The following is a 16,062-nucleotide window of genomic DNA, read 5'->3' on the forward strand; positions in this document are numbered from 1 at the left end:
ATTTACAAACACAACTCAAAAGCGGCTCCTTTAATAATATTTCTTCTTGGCCGACTTATCCATTAATTTGTCTTTCAATTTTAGATATATTTTCCATCAAGGTTTTTTTATCCATGTCCCACCATCGTGTTGCTTCAAGCCTAGCAATTGTCTCGTCGTTAAATCTTTTTCCAATAACCTTAGCAGGATTTCCCGCTACAATTGTATACGGGGGCACATCCTTTGTTACCACGGCTCCTGCTCCTATCATAGCTCCATTCCCTATTTGTTTCACACGCGGTAAAATAATAGCCCACTCGCCTATCCATACATCATGTCCAACGTTAAGCTTCGGCCGGATAAGTTGATCGCTATTTACGTATCCCGCCGACGGATTGTATAATAAGGGGTGAGAGGTGAATGAATCTTTGGGATGGTTCGCTCTGAATATTCGGATTTCCGGAGCTATAGAACAATAATTTCCAAATGTAACGCCAGGAGGGATATTTTTTACGGAAAAGCATCCTCCATAGCTGCCATATCCTATTTTAATTTCCCAAAGCTGATTATAGATAGCCCTTAGTGTATGGGAATACATTTGCCCGCCTTCTTTTTTTGTGATGTATTTAAGAATGGCGTTCCCGATTTTTTTAGGAGCTAAGAAATACAGCCTGTATAGAAATCTGTTAAGCATTACGGCGTTTTTTCAGTCTGGTATAGGTTCCCTTAAACTCTTTTAACAGCGAAATTGGTTTAGAGTAGCTCATGTTACCATAAATTGCTAAATTCTTGTAGTTAAGACTTACGCCTTTCCTTAGGTAAAATGCAAACAGCCGAGCGCCCAACCTAGTCCTTCTGTTGAACTGGTACGGCTGCATCAGTTTTATTTTTGCAACAGCAAGATCGGCAAGCACAACAAACTGATCTGATTCAGCTTGCCGGAGTATTGTACTACCGACCGAGGTCCTTGAGATAATAAGACTTTGCCCATCTTTTTCTGCAAAATCAGGATAGCCATCGGTGGTCTCCCATGCATCTCCCACAGCGATATCTGCTTGTATACCTATCCCGTCAGGGCATAATTTACACCTCAATTTCAAGTGTCTGTTCAGTACTTTTCCCCAAGAGTCGTTATATGTTTTTCGATATAACTTTTCTTTTTTATCCTTGAAAGAAAAGTAGCCCGGCCAGCCGTTACCCCTATAAACAAGGTCTTTTACGGGATATTCAGCGTCGAACTCATTGATGATAGCAGCTGTTCCATTAAATGAAGGCATTCCCGCGCAAATAATGGACACAGTGAGCTTAAATCGGTCCTTGTATTGCGGAAACTCGTTCAAGAAATTTTTTAATGCAGATATATCACAAGGTTTTCCTATGAACAAATAGGTTTGTTTGTCTTTATCAAGAATGTTGAAAATTTCTGTGAAAATATGTGCAGGAGCATAACGTGACGAAGCACATTTTACAACATCCTCACGCGTATAGGATACCCTTAAAGAGTTGCGCTCGTAATCATTCGCATCTCCACCAACCTGCATTACTCCGTCCACAAGACCGGTTCTGAGCGCGTAGATACCAAGTGCACTGACGATACCGCCAGATGAACCTTTAGTTCTTACTTCTGTATCTGTAACAAAACCCGACCATAATTTATCGACATGCCCCCATACACTTTCATTAGGTTCGAAATCAATATCATTTATTACGTTAGTCCCGGGGCAAATTCTATTGATGATTGCTTCCTTTTCCGGAATGACCTTCTTTATTTTAGGGTGTATGAATCCATCCTCTCTCAATTCCATTTCAACTGCATCCTTGCCACATACACTTTCACATAGGCCGCAGCCTAGACACAGTCCAAGTTTATCAATTTTTTCGATTACGGAAGAATTCATCATTTGTAATGTACTTTATTGCAATAAAGACTGATGTAGCAGTTGTTTTAATTTCTCCAGCCTTGGTTTTATAATTTCAGCTTCACTCTTTTGTATACCAGAAGCGAGTTCCTGTCTGTTCTCAAATCCTTTAATTATTTTATCCAATACGACTTCTGTCTCAGTATTTACGCAGTCTGCCATCCAGGGATAGTTCAAAGTATCCTGAAACAAACCATTAAACTTACGGCTATATGCCATGGGAACAACCGGAACTCCTGATGAAAAAGCGGCTATACAGGCATGCATACGCGCACCACTGAAGAAGTCCATTCCACTAATATAGCTTTTTGCTTCAATAGGGTTTTTGAAACGTGGAGATACAATGACTTGTGGATACTTCGATTTAAGATCTAACGCCACCTGGTAATCGTCTTCGACAGCATAGTTTTCTGGTACTACGTGGGATACAAGGTGCAACTGTACGGTCTCAATTTTTGAAAAGTATTCCAATACTTTGACTATAAGATCTTTATAATCAGTTTTCATACTGAACTGATTATTTCCGGTATACCCTCCGCTCCAAAGCAATCCAGAAATATTGATACCCACATTTATCTTTCCGTTGTCGACATTTTGTCTCTCAAATGGCATATAGAAAGCTACATCTATTGACTCAACTATATTGTCCGGAGATAAGAATTTTGCACTATATTCAAAGCTTTGCTTATCTCGGCTTATGACCGTGCTTAACTTTTTCATAGTGTCAAAAGCATCTTTTTCATTGTTTTCTGCTTTAAAAGGGCCGATCGTTTGCGGAAGCAGTGTTTGCTTTTTACCAAGCCTATTGAAGAATATTTTCGAATTAAGAGTTTTGCGGAATCTCTTGTCGCCATAAATATCTGCAAAGCTATCTCCCTCACCAATGTCAAAAACATAGTCTACCGAGAAAAGCTTAGATAATCCAAACTTTGAAGGTTTTAAAAGAATTTTTGTCCAAGACTTCAAGTTGCCATAATCTAAGCCGATAGCATTATCAAAGACTATTTCTTTTTGATTGATGTTTATAGAATCTCTACCAACTTTATAACTGCCAATAAATGTTATATCTCCTTGAAGCCCATTTTCGTCCAGCACATCCTTTATAAGTATCAGGGCGGAATAGGCCAAGGCGCCTACTCCTAAATTTACACTATACGGATTTGCCCAAACTATGGCTATCTTTTTGTTTTCCTTCATTTTAATATATTTTTCCCTTTTTTTGTTTGTTCAAAAGCATATTGAAGTTTTTTTTAGATAGTCATTTTAAAGGATTCTTTTCAGAAGTATACCATTCGACAAAATCACTAATACCTTCACTTAAACCCACCATCGGTTTGTAGCCTACGCTTCTTTCCAGTTCAGAGGTGTCCGCATAAGTTTGATAGACATCTCCTGGTTGTTTAGGTAAAAAGTTCTTCAAGGCTTCCTTTCCAAAGCTTACTTCCATCTGCTTTATGAAATTCATAAGATTTACAGGCGAGCCGTTTCCTATGTTTAATACGCGATACTGCTGACCGGATTCGAAGTCAGCGAGCATCGTTTTAACAACTCCTTTAACAATATCACCCACATAGGTAAAATCCCGCTGCATATCACCGTTGTTGAATACCTTTATTCCCATTCCTTCGGAAATCGCCTTCGCAAAAAGCATGGGAGCCATATCCGGTCTTCCCCACGGCCCATATACCGTAAAAAACCTTAAACAGGTAATAGGAATGTTATAGAGCTGACTGTAGGCATGAGCGGTCAACTCATTGCTTTTTTTAGTAGCGGCATATAAACTCACAGGGGAATCTACCTGATCACTTTCCGAAAAAGGTACCTTACCGTTCTCTCCATACACGGATGAGGAGGAAGCGTGTACCAAATGTTTAACAGGAAAGGTACGGCACGCCTCTAAAATGTAATGAAATCCCAGAATATTAGATTGGATATACACATCTGGGTTTTCGATCGAATATCTCACACCTGCTTGCGCAGCAAGATTGATTACGTAGTCAAACTTTTGCTTCTGAAACAATGCGAACAATTGTTGCTTATCTTCAAGGTTGGCTCGGAAAAAACTAAGGGCAGCATACTTGGTACTAGGCGCAAAATTATACCATTTGATATCTGTTTGGGAAATACCTAACTCTGCTAGACGAGCGTATTTTAGTTGTGGCGAATAGTAGTCGTTAATGTTGTCCAAACCCACGACCTCTAATCCATCCTCTAATAATTTTTTTACTGTATGGAAACCAATAAATCCCGCACTTCCTGTAACTAATACTTTCATAATGTTTTAATATTTACTATTACATCGCTTTCACGTGCAAACTGCCCACGGAGTGGTGTTTACGCTACCTGTTATAATGAAATCCTACGGGAATAGTACAGCAGCAATAGGAAGAATATGCTACTACTCACCCAAAAGAATTTTCTAACATTCAGGGATAAATACATGATTTGTAAGTTGAGTTTTCAAGTTCAGACGACTGAACATTTTTCAGATTTAGCCTATCCGCATACCGTTCCCGGTGGGGCATATCATCTAAGGCCGTAAAAAACAGACTGGGTGGCTAACTCTTCGTTTCCGTGAGCGCTAACTTGAAAAGGTGGCTTTTTGCCTAAAATTGGGACGCGCTGCCTATGCAGCGAAGTACCGGATATGAGCCAAGATCTGCAGCTAACCCTCCCGGATAGTAAGAAGTAAGTGATTTTCATGTTACTGTCAGCTGTGGGCGACTGCCGTCAAGCCTTGATTAGTTTATAACGTTGAGATATTTTAACTCAGAGTTAAGTACACCGGATCTGAAAATGCTCTCAGCCGTAGCACTTAACCCTGCAACATAAATCTAAGACTGACCAAACTCATCAGTAACTCTTAGAAGATCTTTCAATACGCCTGAGTCTTCTCCAACCTGAGAGATGAATAATGAGGCACAGTCATTGCATTCAGCATTAAGATCGATACCATTAATGATACTTAGCTCATTCCAACCAGCTTTTTTAAGCGGCTGCCTACGCCCGTATCTTGCTTCTCGTCTGAGTAATATCCATATCCGTACCCTCCATATCCGTACCCTCCATAACCATATCCTGCGCCGTAGTTTACACCGTTGAAAATGACAGAAAGATTTGCAAAGCGCTTTGTTCTGTTAAGCTCAGAAATTCGAGATACGTGGTCAAGCAGAGTATAGTTAAATCTTGCTAAGTATAAGGTTGCATCAACAAACTCACTAATGATAGATGCATCTGTTACCAACCCAAATGGTGGAGAGTCAATTAGTATGTAGTCATATTGCTCTCGCAGTTCCTTAATTAACAGTGGTAGACGGCCATTGCTCAGAAGTTCCGATGGGTTCGGCGGGATAGGGCCGCTGGTAATTACATCGAATTTAGGATGGACACCAGTTGACTGTATCAAGCTAGAAATATCCCTATGTCCTATTAGGTAATTTGTTGCTCCTTTGTTGTTGGAAACATTCAAACGTTCATGTAAAGTTGGTTTGCGAAGATCCAATCCAATTAAAACTACCCGTTTGTCTGAATAGGCCAAGCTTGCTGCAAGGTTGACGCTGACAAAACTTTTGCCTTCTCCACCAATTGATGATGTAAACATCAAAGTGCGGCAACTTCCATCGCCTAAATATTGTAGGTTTGTCCGTAAAGCCCGGAATTGTTCTGCGACTGCAGAACGGCTTGTAATGGCTACAATTGCGTCTTGTCCAGGATCCACTTTTAAGACGCCAATTTCTCCCAAGATTGAAAGTCCACCAACCTTTAAAATATCGTCTTTTGATTGTATGGTGTTATTCAGCAGGAATAACAAATTTATAAGCAGCACAGGTATTAGAAAACCCGCCATCAAAGCACCTGACCAAATTACTAATCTCTTTGGTTTAATAGACAAAATAGACGCATTTGGGGCATCTATCAGGCGACTATCGGTAACCGTTGATGCATAAGCAAGAGCAGTTTCTTCACGTTTTTGAAGCAGGTACAGATATAACCCTTCCTTGATCGTCTGCTGCCGTTTAATGCCAACATATTCACGCTCCTTTTGAGGAATGCTGCGAAGACCGGCGGAAAACCGCGTGTTTATACCTTCAAGGTTTTGCTTGGTTACGTCCATTCCCCTTCTAAGATTCTGCACGTTCTCGCGGATGGCCTGTTTCGTTTGTGAAAGCTGGGTATTGATTGTCTCAAGAAGAGGGTTACTTGCCTGAGTAGTGCGAGCGTATTTCTCGCGCTGTAAGCTCAATTCGTTGTAATTTGTAAGAAGGGATACCAAGACGGGGTCATTAATCATATACGTTGCCGGTGCAGAGGCCCCAGTTCCCGAATTCTTAATATAATTGTCGACACTTTCCAGAATACTAATCTGTGTATTTATTTCACTTAGCTTAGAGTCATTTTCTTTTATATTTTCCAAAAAGATTTGAGATTCCGAACTTATGTCAGTAAGTCCCTTTGAAGTTTTATAGGCTTCAACATCATGTTCAACGTCTCCGAGCTCACCCGTGATTAAACCTAAACGGGTTTCAATAAACTTAAGCGTATTACTTGCCTCGCTGTTTTTATCACTGAGCGATGACTGCACGTAAACGTCAAGCAACTTATTCAAAACGTCTTTACCTCGCTGTTTAGACGGATCTTCAAAAGCGAGCTGAAGAACAGTACTTTTGATGTTCGGAAGGGTTATCGTCAAACGGCTAAGCATGTCGGACGTCAACGTCGGTAAACTGAAGAATCGAACGTCTATATCAGTATATTCAGATGCAGTACCGGCTTCGACAGAAAATAGTCCCCAGGGGTTACGGAATTTTTGCCCGAAAGTATATAACTGTTCTTCATCATTGATCTTATAATGAAGACTATCAACCAAATGAATGGACATAGGGTTTTCCAAAGCATAAAGCGAAATGATCTCAGGCTTAACAATGACGGGACTACGACTATATAAGTCCACCGTCTTTAAGCCATTTTTCGAGTAAAAGGCTACGTCCAGATTTAGGTCTTTGGCAACCTGGGCCATTAAGGATTGTGATTTGAGAATTTCCATCTCATTTTCAACCAACTTATTGCCACCAAACTGGGTCATTTCTTCCAATATCGAGCCTCCCGCATCTAGGCCTTTTTTTTCATCTTTAATTAAAATAGATGCCTGTGATAAGAAGATCGGTTTGGTGATCTGCAGATAGACAAATGCGGTAATTAAGGAAAGACCCGTAAAAATGGGGAAAAGGTACCAATAGCGCAGATATCGGCGCAAATAGCCCTGCAAATCAGATTTGGAGCGTTCTTCTTGAAAATATTCGTCTTCGAGGTCTTCGTGTCTTCTACTCATTTTAGAACCTATTAGTAAGCAAGGTTATAGATTTGATTGACGTTATCTGGAAACTCTGTAAAACAACAATGAAGCTGCCGCAATAACACTGACGAATAGAGGGGCTAGTTGGAGGGTTCTGTCTGTCGCGTTCATTCTAACCTTTGAAGGCTCAACATATATTACGTCGTTCTTATGAAGGTAGTAATAAGGTGAATTAAATATATCACGTGACGTTAAATCAATGCGGGTATAAAGTCGCTTCCCATTCTCTTCCCTAATTATCAGTACATTTTCACGGCGACCATAAATAGTTAAGTCTCCGGCAAGGCTCAGCACCTCTGGTAACGTAATTCTTTCGTCCGGTATATTATAAACCGCTGGCGAACGAACCTCACCTAACACCGAGACCTTAAAATTGATATTTCGGATAGTAACAGATGGCTCCTTTAAGTACATGAGCAGACGTGCTCTGAGGGTATCTGCTGCGACTTTGGTCTGTAACCCCTCCAGTTTCACTTTGCCGACCAAGGGTAATTCGATATTTCCATCAGAATCTACAAGATATCCGAAAGGCTGGATGGCAGCAGAGGCAGAACTTCCATAACTGGCGGTTGCGGACGCATACCTGTTGGGCGCATTAAATACTTCGTTAGCTTCCGCATTCAAACTTCCAACGATGATAGATAACATATCATTTTTTTGGATGGTCGGAACATAATTTTGCAAGATTGTGCTGGATGAATTTCGTAATGTATCTCCTTGGAAATATACAATCGACTTGGGGGATACACATGACGTCATTCCTCCGGTTATCAATATGTAAATGAAAAGCAAAATGGAGCCGAACTTTGTCAAATGCCTTGAAAGCAGTTTCATAGGGGAACGATGAGTGTAAATAGAATTATTGTAAGTTATTGTCAATCAGTTGATTAATAAACTGATATATCTCAATGATTGTAACATATTGATTTGTTAAACAAATCTGTTTTCTAAGTCCAATTCAGAGACCTTTATCAAACGGGTAACTGCTTTCTTGATAATGTACAAGTGTCAGCTTCTAAGGTATGACTACAAATATAGAATAAATTCAATTATCGTCATTAAATATTTATAAGTTTTTGATTCTGAAACGGATATTTTGTCAACCAATTGTTTTTGTTGCTCCGCTGTATCATCTCTAGATGTTGAATTTTGTGGGCATCGGTTCCCAAAAATGTGATCAGGTTATTGCGCAACAGCCATTCCGCCATCTTGGTAATGTTATCTCCATAGTACCCTGAGAGTGATAATATATTCACCTGGAGCTCACATCCCTGATCTACCAGCTTTTTATAAACATTAGGATCTGTGTAAAAATAGGTATATCTCTCTGGATGCGCCAAAACGGGTTGATACCCTTTTTGAATGATAAAAAAAAGGGTCTCGGATGTATTCATCAAAGGAGTAGAGTAGGGGAGCTCCACTAAAAGCCTGTTTCCTGGAAGCGTTAAAAGTTCCTGGTCCAGGGAAAGCAGCTCATTGAAATGCTCATCAATAAAATATTCTGCCGCTGCGCTAATTTGAATGGTTAAGCCCGCTGCCTTAACGGCCTGTCGAACTTCTTCTAAGCCAGACTTTATAATTTGAGGGGTATTTTTATAACAATCCCAGATTACGTGTGGAGTAGTTACAATATGCCTGTATCCGAGATCCTGCATTTTAGTGATCATCGCAACGGATTCTTCAACAGTCTCAACGCCATCATCTATTCCTGGAATGAGATGAGAATGTATATCTATACCTATGTGGTCTAAACCAACGCGTTTATTCTTCGTCTTATCAAATAACCAGTTGAGCATATGAAATTCGGCCTTCAAGTCTGTGTTTCCTATGTAAAATCGAAGTTGCCGACCGGAATTTTAGTTTATTAAAGTTGGACAAATTTAATATAAAAGCTTGACTTCATGCAGTATTTCAGATGGAAACTTTTGACGAACTGTAAAAGTGTAAAATGGTACTATTCTTTTGTACCATTCACTGTTTAACCATTACCAAGCTGTTTTCCTCTAGAAAATGCAGTTGTTAAATGCTAGATCTGTTCTGCGTTTGTGTCCGGTTGGTCAAATTGTGCTTAAAGAAGATCCTTTGCATCTTGAAATACGTACTTTCAATACTTGCATATTTTGAATAATTTACGAAACACGTGGAAGTTATCCACTTTTCGTCTTAATTTTTAGTGAAGAACCGGACACTGAAATTCCGGTAACACATATCTTTCCTAGTGCCTTTATAGGGAAACAGTATAACAGTCCGACATCTCGATCGAATTTGGTGAGGTTATTGAAGGGAAATGGCATCAAGCACCAAACAGAACGACTAGAATTCGTTTTCGTAAGGATCGGAGAAAACGTGCGGGTAGCTGCGGCAATGCAAGTAGCAACCGAGAGACTGCTGGACTTTAATAAATGCACATTATTGAAAACGGGTATGTTGCCAAACATCCGGAGATCTAGACATAAAGCAATAGCCGAAACGCTGGTTGACAGGTTCTAAAACACTATAATCGTTTCTGTTTAGACTAGTTCAATGAGACTTCAGATTCTCTTCTACTCGTTTTAAAACGATCTGGCAATTTTCACAAGAATGCCACCGGAATTGGGCAGCAGTTTTCCAGAATCAAATGCCAGTATTCCACCAGCCGTCAAATTGGCCCCTACATTCCTTTGGAAGTCAAAATAGCCAGAAAACTGGTTTACAGGTTTGTATGTTTTGCTGGTATCATGTGTCCCGAAATTCTTTGAATAAGAAACCTTACCGATGGCATTCCACTTACCAAAAATAAAATCGGATCCCAGGTGTAGCGCAATAATTCTGTTATTAATAAAGTAATTGATTGGAATTGAGGATTGTCCTGGGCGCGCATGATTAGCCGGTGTAATAAATGGGGTCCCCAGACTTAGTCCGTAATAAGACCATCCATCTTGGTAGAGATAGTGATTTAAATAATTTTCGTTTCCAGATGGTGTCGGCTTTGACCAGGTTTCACCAGCTTGATTTTTTGAGTAGAGAAATTCAAAGACAAAACGCTTCCAGTAAAGGTCACCAGCTTTCGCTGTTTTATTCACTAAACTTACCCCATTAATCCCGTCAGCAACATTAGCCAAATGGTAGAGGGCGCCAACCTCATAGAAACTCTGGCGGTACAGCCCTAACTTAAACTTGTCAAAGTCGTACTCGACTCGAACATCGATATTTCCAGCATGATTTCCCACCTTGCTGAAGGCCCAACTTTTTCCCAGAACGACTGACTGATACTTCTGCCAACCAGTCAAGATAAATGACTCGAAAATCTGCGCTTCATGACCCCAAAAGACCTGATCATTAAATCCGCCATATAATTTGAGTCGCCAGTTAGGCTTCCCAATTCTGGCGTAAAAAGCTTTCTGATGGAAATATGTCACAGCCCGGTCGATTCGTTTATTCTGAATTGTTTTTTCTCCCAGCCATCCCTGGGCGAAAACTCCCTTGAATGCAAAGATCCTCCCAAAGACGGGAACGGCATAGAATTCAGGAATTGCGATTTGGACTTTTGGAATACCAAGGGCGTTTCCGGAAATAGCAAAATTACCTGTTGTCAACAGTGTATCAGTCAGCCCGAAAGTTTCTCTCATTCTACCACCCTTCAATTCAAAAATTCCAAGTTTGACCTTGCCGTAGCCTTCGACCAGGATAAGGTTAGAACCCTTTCCACCATTCGCCCGGCCTTCAAAACGTGCGCCCCAATCAACCAGCCGAACTTTTGTCGTGTCGTAGTCTTTATAACCCGAAGCAATGACGCTTACAGAAGGTCCAGAAAGTGGGATGCTTCCGAATTGATTGCTGCGCATCCAGAATGGGAGATGGTCAGGAGTAGTCAGAGAGGTCTGTGCTTCTAATTTGGCTCTGAAACTACTTGTTTGTGAAAAACACACAGCGTTTAGGAGTAGCAGAGTAGAAGCTAATAGGATTTTTTTCATACGTTGAGTAAAAAACTGCGGGTCGAATGTAGCTAAAATCCCGTTGCTCATAGCATCTTGTTCGTAGAAATTCCACAACACCTTTTTTCTAAACGTCCTCCTGGTGCCTACTTAGACTGTTCCAGTTCAAGATTCTAACCAGCAAATCAGTAGTTTTTACCTTAATTCGAATTTTCACACCAATACATTATTTGATCAACTTAAACTATTAATGTGATATGAGAAACCTCAACTGGTTTGGAGTAATATTGGTCCTTGTCACCTTGTCTGCCACTTCCTCTTCCGCCCAGGATGGCTGGATCTCAATCTTTAATGGCAAAAACCTGGATGGCTGGAAAGTAGGCGCGAATGCCAGCTCGTTTTCCATTGTCGATGGCACCATCAAGGTGGCTGGCCCGCGGGCACATTTGTTCTATGACGGACCAGTGAAAAACCATATGTTCAAAAATTTCGAATTTAAGGCTACGGTGAAGACTACGGCGGGGTCGAATTCCGGGATTTTTATCCATTCAGCTTATCAGGAAGATGGCTGGCCCTCACAAGGCTACGAAGTACAGGTCAATCAATCGCATACGGATTACAAACGCACCGGAAGTTTGTACAATGTAGTGGATGTGAAGGAAACGTATGTGAAAGACGGTGAATGGTACACAGAGTATGTCAAAGTCGAGGGAAAGCACATCACGATTAAAATCAATGATAAAACGGTGGTTGACTACGAGGAAACAGATGTCGATAAAAGAGGAGGGGACATGAAGACCAAATTTCTGAAGTCAGGCACTTTCGCTTTGCAAGCGCATGATCCTAAAAGTGTCGTGTATTATAAAGACATTATGGTAAAACCATTGACGGAATAATTTCCTACTTACAATCAGGTATGACAGCGTTACTACATGTCGAAGCAACATTGCGTCGCCTCCCATGAAAGGGGGGCGAATTTTATTTGTTGGTACCCGATCAGATAGCTGCCCAATTTGTGCAAGGTCGTAAACCCGCTCGCGTAAGGTGTCCATTAACCGCTCACACTTCATCTTCTGTCCTGTGTTTTTCATTCCAGCGCACTTTTTAGTATCTTTGCTTAAATCAAGCGGTTTGCTGACTGGGAAATTTGAAGTCAGCTCTTTCACTAACACATTCTCAGATACACGATCTGAGAACTTTAAAAGCTGAATTTTGAATTTCAATGAATTTGAACTCCACGAAGACGTATTAAGCGCCGTGGACTCCATGAATTACCAGCAGGCTACCCCAATACAGGAACAAGCCATTCCTTTAATCCTCAAAGGCAAAGACTTACTTGCCTGTGCGCAAACTGGCACCGGTAAAACGGCCGCTTACCTGATTCCTATATTAGACAAGGTTGCACACCAGTCCAATGTCCATACCGGCGCGTTGATCTTGGTGCCAACGCGTGAGCTGGCCGTTCAGATCGACCAGCAGATCCAGGGTCTGGGTTATTTTGTGGGCGCCACAAGTATTGCTGTTTATGGAGGTAATAAAGGTCCTGAGTGGGATCAGCAAAAAAAGGCGTTAACCCAGGGCGCGGATATCATCATCGCAACACCCGGCAGATTGATCGCTCACCTGCAACTGGGCTACGTTAGCTTTAAAGACATAAAGCATTTGGTGCTGGATGAGGCCGACCGCATGCTTGATATGGGATTTCTTGGTGACATCCTAAAAATAATGAGCTATCTGCCCTCAGAGAGGCAGACACTTATGTTTTCGGCGACCATGCCTTCTAAAATTGGGGAGCTGGCAAAACGGATCTTGCAAAAACCGGAAGAAATACGTTTAGCTGTTTCCAGGCCGGCCGATCGCATTGATCAGCAGTTTTATCTGGCAAAGGATGAGCAGAAATTGCCGCTGTTAATCCATTTGCTGAGCCAGGTGCAAAGCACGAGCATGGTTTTGTTCACGTCTCGAAAGTCGAATGTGGAGCCGATAGTGAGATCTCTGAGAAAGCTTGGAATGGGTGCGCAGGGAATTTCATCTGATTCCGAGCAAAGTGACCGCGAAGTAATGTTGCGGGATTTTAAAAATAAAAAGTTTCCAATTCTTGTAGCGACCGACGTTCTGTCCCGCGGGATCGATATCGACAATTTAAGTCACGTGGTCAATTACGACGTGCCCCGTGACCCGGAAGATTACGTCCACCGTATTGGACGCACAGCCCGTGCAGAGTCCAAAGGAACGGCAATTACTTTTATTAATGAACAAGATCAAAAATACGTTCTGAAAATCGAGCGTCTTTTTGAGAAAGAAGTAGAAAAAAGGTCGATCACACAGGATCTTGGTCTGGGGGAAGCTCCGCTGTTTGAGCCGCGCAAGTTTAGACCTCCCGTAAAGAAGCTGAAACGTTCCGGCAAACCAGGTGAAAAACCTTCTGGCGGGCATAAAAGACTTAACCCAAAACGAGAACAAAATAAACCTTCCCAGGCGTAAGCCATATTCAGTGTTTGTCAGGTGTGCGGCCTGAAATGATAAGTAGTTCTAGCATTATCTCAATGTTTAGTGTAATCAAAACAATGAAACAGCTCAGGTACGCTATTTTTCCATTTCATTTGTCTTGCTTTAATCGTCCTGGATGAACCTAAATTAAGTACTGTTGGACCGTTTGATAGATTGGATAAGAAATTACAAGTTTAGCGTATCCGACCCGCCCATTGTTTCGATGGAGGGCTTGTTTTCGCTCCTTCTGCTGCTGGTATTAAGCCTGGCAGCTGTATTTTTCCATCTGATCCGCATTCTCTTTAATTCCCCGGTTGACTTTTCACTGGACTGGAACCTGTTTTTAAGCTGGATTCCGTTAATTGTTGCCTTTCTGGCCGACAGCTTAACAAAGCGATACGGCCAGATTCCGGTTATACTTGCGTTTTTGAGTGTGACCTGGCTGGCATTTTTTCCCAATGCTCCTTATATGATTACCGATCTGGCGCACCTAACGGTTGATTATCAAAGAGATCTGACCTGGCACGACACGATCATGCTGTTCTTCTACGCAGAAGTCAGCCTTTTCAACGGATTGGTTTCGCTTTACTGGATCCATCGATCATGGAGAAGGGTTTTTTCCAAAAAGACAGGCAACATTCTCCTGGCAATCAGTTTGCCGACGGCCGGATTCGGCGTATACCTTGGAAGGGTAAAGCGGATGAACAGCTGGGATATTATTCATGAGCCGCGAGTTGTGCTGGATCAACTCGTTGACAGTCTTTTGGATCGCACCGCAATGGTATTAAGTATAGAAATGGGAATGCTTCTGGGAGTACTCTATCTGGTGCTTTGGGGGGTTATTCGTTTCAGGATCAGGTACAGTAAAAAGAACCAATAAATTCGCTTTGAAACATGCACGTTTCTGGAAATGTCAAAGATTCCTATTCATCACAGTATGATGATGCTTCTGTCGCCTGGCGAAATACGGGCGCAAAATACAAAGCAGTAAATATTGTCGAGCTCGCCAAAAACATCAGCTTTAAAAACGTGCTGGAAGTAGGAGCCGGGGAGGGAAGCATTTTAAAATGGCTGTCAGAATGGGGCTTCTGCCCGGATTTGAATTGTGTTGAAATCTCAGAAAGCGGCATCGATCTGATCAAATCAAAAAACATTAAGAGCCTTCACGACATTTTGCTATTCGACGGATACAAAATTCCATATTCAGATAACCATTTCGACCTGGTGATTTGCTCCCATGTGCTGGAACATGTGGAACATGAGCGGTTACTACTTAGGGAAATCAAAAGGGTATCAAAACACCAGATTTTTGAGGTGCCGATCGATTTTTCGTTTTATGTTGATAAAAAACTTAAGCATTTCCTTTCCTACGGCCATATCAATATTTACACGCCGGCTTTGTTTAGGTTCCTGCTTTTGTCTGAGAACTTTAAAGTTGAGAAAGATATTTGCCACTTATACCACGATGATGTGATCAAGCAAATGTTCAAAAATAGAAAGTCTGCCTACTACTTCATGAAACTCAAACAACAAGTACTCAGGATGTTCCCGTACTTCCTTGGCATCAAGCCGCATTCCTACGCGGTGCTGACTTCAAAATCCGAAAAGGAACTTTCCATTTTTTAGGTGTCGCCAGAGGAATTTTCCCCACTGTCCATTTTATATCAGGACAACGATCTCATCGCCATTAACAAGCCGCATGGCTTATTGGTACATCGTTCTTCGATTGCCGCCGACGCGGATGTTTTCGCCGTCCAGCTCCTTCGGGAACAAATCGGCCAAAGAGTCTACCCGGTCCACCGGCTCGATCGCAAAACGGGAGGCGCATTACTGTTTGCGCTGAATGAGGAAATGAACGGCCTGATGCAGCAGCAGTTTCAGGAAGGCAAAGTGGAGAAAACCTACCACGCCATTGTCAGGGGTTTCACTGAAAACAGCGGTGAAATTGATTATCCACTAAAAAGGGACGACGGCGTGATTCAGCAGGCCTTCACCTCCTACAAAACACTCGACCGCTCAGAAGTACCATTCGCCATTGGCAAACATCCCACGTCGCGCTACTCCCTTGTAGAGCTCTCCCCGCAAACCGGCAGAATGCACCAGTTAAGAAAACATACGGCGCACATTTTCCATCCCATTATCGGCGACAGGCCACATGGGTGCAACAAGCAAAACCGGTATTTTAAAGAGATGCTTCAAATGGATACGATGTTACTGCATGCCACGAGTTTAAAATTTGTCCATCCGGTGTCACATTCAGCTGTGCTGATCGCCGCTCCTGTGCAACACGAATTTGTGAGGATGGTGAATGAACTCGGTTTTGCCGGTTACTCACTTATCTGACAATTTACGTTTTTTACTGCAACGATATCGCCCTCGCAAGTGTCTAGGAGTAAATTCCACCTTC

The 16,062-nt window shown here is 41.8% G+C and carries 13 protein-coding genes; 5 read left to right on the forward strand and 8 right to left on the reverse strand.

The genetic code is table 11. From position 1 onward, the window contains the following. Window positions 1-55: 55 nt before the first annotated feature. The 8 genes from LZG72_RS26830 to LZG72_RS26865 form a co-directional block, all read right to left on the reverse strand. A complete protein-coding gene (locus LZG72_RS26830) occupies window positions 56-673 on the reverse strand; it encodes a CatB-related O-acetyltransferase (RefSeq protein ID WP_233878235.1) in 618 nt (205 codons plus the stop codon). Continuing rightward, window positions 666-1,880, reverse strand: coding sequence for a Coenzyme F420 hydrogenase/dehydrogenase, beta subunit C-terminal domain (locus tag LZG72_RS26835; RefSeq protein WP_233878236.1), 1,215 nt, complete (start codon window positions 1,878-1,880; stop codon window positions 666-668). The genes LZG72_RS26830 and LZG72_RS26835 overlap by 8 nt, the downstream gene beginning before the upstream one ends. A gap of 12 nt (window positions 1,881-1,892) precedes the next feature. Further along, window positions 1,893-3,095, reverse strand: a complete 1,203-nt coding sequence (locus tag LZG72_RS26840; protein WP_233878237.1) for a polysaccharide pyruvyl transferase family protein — start codon at window positions 3,093-3,095, stop codon at window positions 1,893-1,895. 61 nt (window positions 3,096-3,156) lie between these two features. Then, entirely contained in the window at window positions 3,157-4,173 is a 1,017-nt protein-coding gene (locus LZG72_RS26845) for an NAD-dependent epimerase/dehydratase family protein (RefSeq protein ID WP_233878238.1), read from the reverse strand. A 690-nt stretch (window positions 4,174-4,863) separates the two neighbouring features. Continuing rightward, window positions 4,864-7,227 (reverse strand): tyrosine-protein kinase, encoded by a 2,364-nt coding sequence (locus LZG72_RS26850; protein WP_233878239.1) that lies wholly within the window; start codon window positions 7,225-7,227, stop codon window positions 4,864-4,866. 42 nt (window positions 7,228-7,269) lie between these two features. Beyond that, window positions 7,270-8,085 carry a polysaccharide biosynthesis/export family protein gene (locus tag LZG72_RS26855; RefSeq protein WP_233878240.1) on the reverse strand — a complete coding sequence of 272 codons (816 nt, stop codon included), beginning with the start codon at window positions 8,083-8,085 and terminating at the stop codon, window positions 7,270-7,272. Window positions 8,086-8,309: 224 nt separating this feature from the next. Then, complete coding sequence (locus LZG72_RS26860; RefSeq protein ID WP_233878241.1) at window positions 8,310-9,047, reverse strand: tyrosine-protein phosphatase; 738 nt, start codon at window positions 9,045-9,047, stop codon at window positions 8,310-8,312. Between the two features lie 756 nt (window positions 9,048-9,803). After that, the gene (locus LZG72_RS26865) at window positions 9,804-11,255 is read right to left on the reverse strand and encodes a capsule assembly Wzi family protein (protein WP_233878242.1); all 1,452 of its coding nucleotides are present in this window, start codon (window positions 11,253-11,255) and stop codon (window positions 9,804-9,806) included. Between the two features lie 167 nt (window positions 11,256-11,422). Between LZG72_RS26865 and LZG72_RS26870 the strand changes: the two genes are divergently transcribed. The 5 genes from LZG72_RS26870 (at window position 11,423) to LZG72_RS26890 (ending at window position 15,998) form a co-directional block, all read left to right on the forward strand. Next, window positions 11,423-12,061, forward strand: coding sequence for a DUF1080 domain-containing protein (locus LZG72_RS26870; RefSeq protein WP_233878243.1), 639 nt, complete (start codon window positions 11,423-11,425; stop codon window positions 12,059-12,061). 316 nt (window positions 12,062-12,377) lie between these two features. Beyond that, complete coding sequence (locus LZG72_RS26875; protein ID WP_310590574.1) at window positions 12,378-13,649, forward strand: DEAD/DEAH box helicase; 1,272 nt, start codon at window positions 12,378-12,380, stop codon at window positions 13,647-13,649. A 163-nt stretch (window positions 13,650-13,812) separates the two neighbouring features. Next, window positions 13,813-14,535, forward strand: coding sequence for a DUF1361 domain-containing protein (locus tag LZG72_RS26880; RefSeq protein WP_233878244.1), 723 nt, complete (start codon window positions 13,813-13,815; stop codon window positions 14,533-14,535). A 14-nt stretch (window positions 14,536-14,549) separates the two neighbouring features. Continuing rightward, complete coding sequence (locus tag LZG72_RS26885; RefSeq protein WP_233878245.1) at window positions 14,550-15,281, forward strand: class I SAM-dependent methyltransferase; 732 nt, start codon at window positions 14,550-14,552, stop codon at window positions 15,279-15,281. Then, window positions 15,282-15,998 (forward strand): pseudouridine synthase, encoded by a 717-nt coding sequence (locus tag LZG72_RS26890; protein WP_233878246.1) that lies wholly within the window; start codon window positions 15,282-15,284, stop codon window positions 15,996-15,998. Window positions 15,999-16,062: the final 64 nt, after the last annotated feature.

Origin of the sequence: Dyadobacter sp. CY323, from assembly GCF_021390245.1 — a bacterium.
Lineage (GTDB): Bacteria > Bacteroidota > Bacteroidia > Cytophagales > Spirosomataceae > Dyadobacter.

Bases quoted from the DNA above. Each gene is read 5' to 3' on its own strand.
- LZG72_RS26850 (WP_233878239.1), bottom strand. From the start codon at position 7,227: ATGAGTAGAAGACACGAAGACCTCGAAGACGAATATTTTCAAGAAGAA.
- LZG72_RS26860 (WP_233878241.1), bottom strand. From the start codon at position 9,047: ATGCTCAACTGGTTATTTGATAAGACGAAGAATAAACGCGTTGGTTTA.
- LZG72_RS26885 (WP_233878245.1), top strand. From the start codon at position 14,550: ATGCACGTTTCTGGAAATGTCAAAGATTCCTATTCATCACAGTATGAT.
- LZG72_RS26840 (WP_233878237.1), bottom strand. From the start codon at position 3,095: ATGAAGGAAAACAAAAAGATAGCCATAGTTTGGGCAAATCCGTATAGT.
- LZG72_RS26870 (WP_233878243.1), top strand. From the start codon at position 11,423: ATGAGAAACCTCAACTGGTTTGGAGTAATATTGGTCCTTGTCACCTTG.
- LZG72_RS26835 (WP_233878236.1), bottom strand. From the start codon at position 1,880: ATGATGAATTCTTCCGTAATCGAAAAAATTGATAAACTTGGACTGTGT.
- LZG72_RS26855 (WP_233878240.1), bottom strand. From the start codon at position 8,085: ATGAAACTGCTTTCAAGGCATTTGACAAAGTTCGGCTCCATTTTGCTT.
- LZG72_RS26865 (WP_233878242.1), bottom strand. From the start codon at position 11,255: ATGAGCAACGGGATTTTAGCTACATTCGACCCGCAGTTTTTTACTCAA.
- LZG72_RS26830 (WP_233878235.1), bottom strand. From the start codon at position 673: ATGCTTAACAGATTTCTATACAGGCTGTATTTCTTAGCTCCTAAAAAA.
- LZG72_RS26845 (WP_233878238.1), bottom strand. From the start codon at position 4,173: ATGAAAGTATTAGTTACAGGAAGTGCGGGATTTATTGGTTTCCATACA.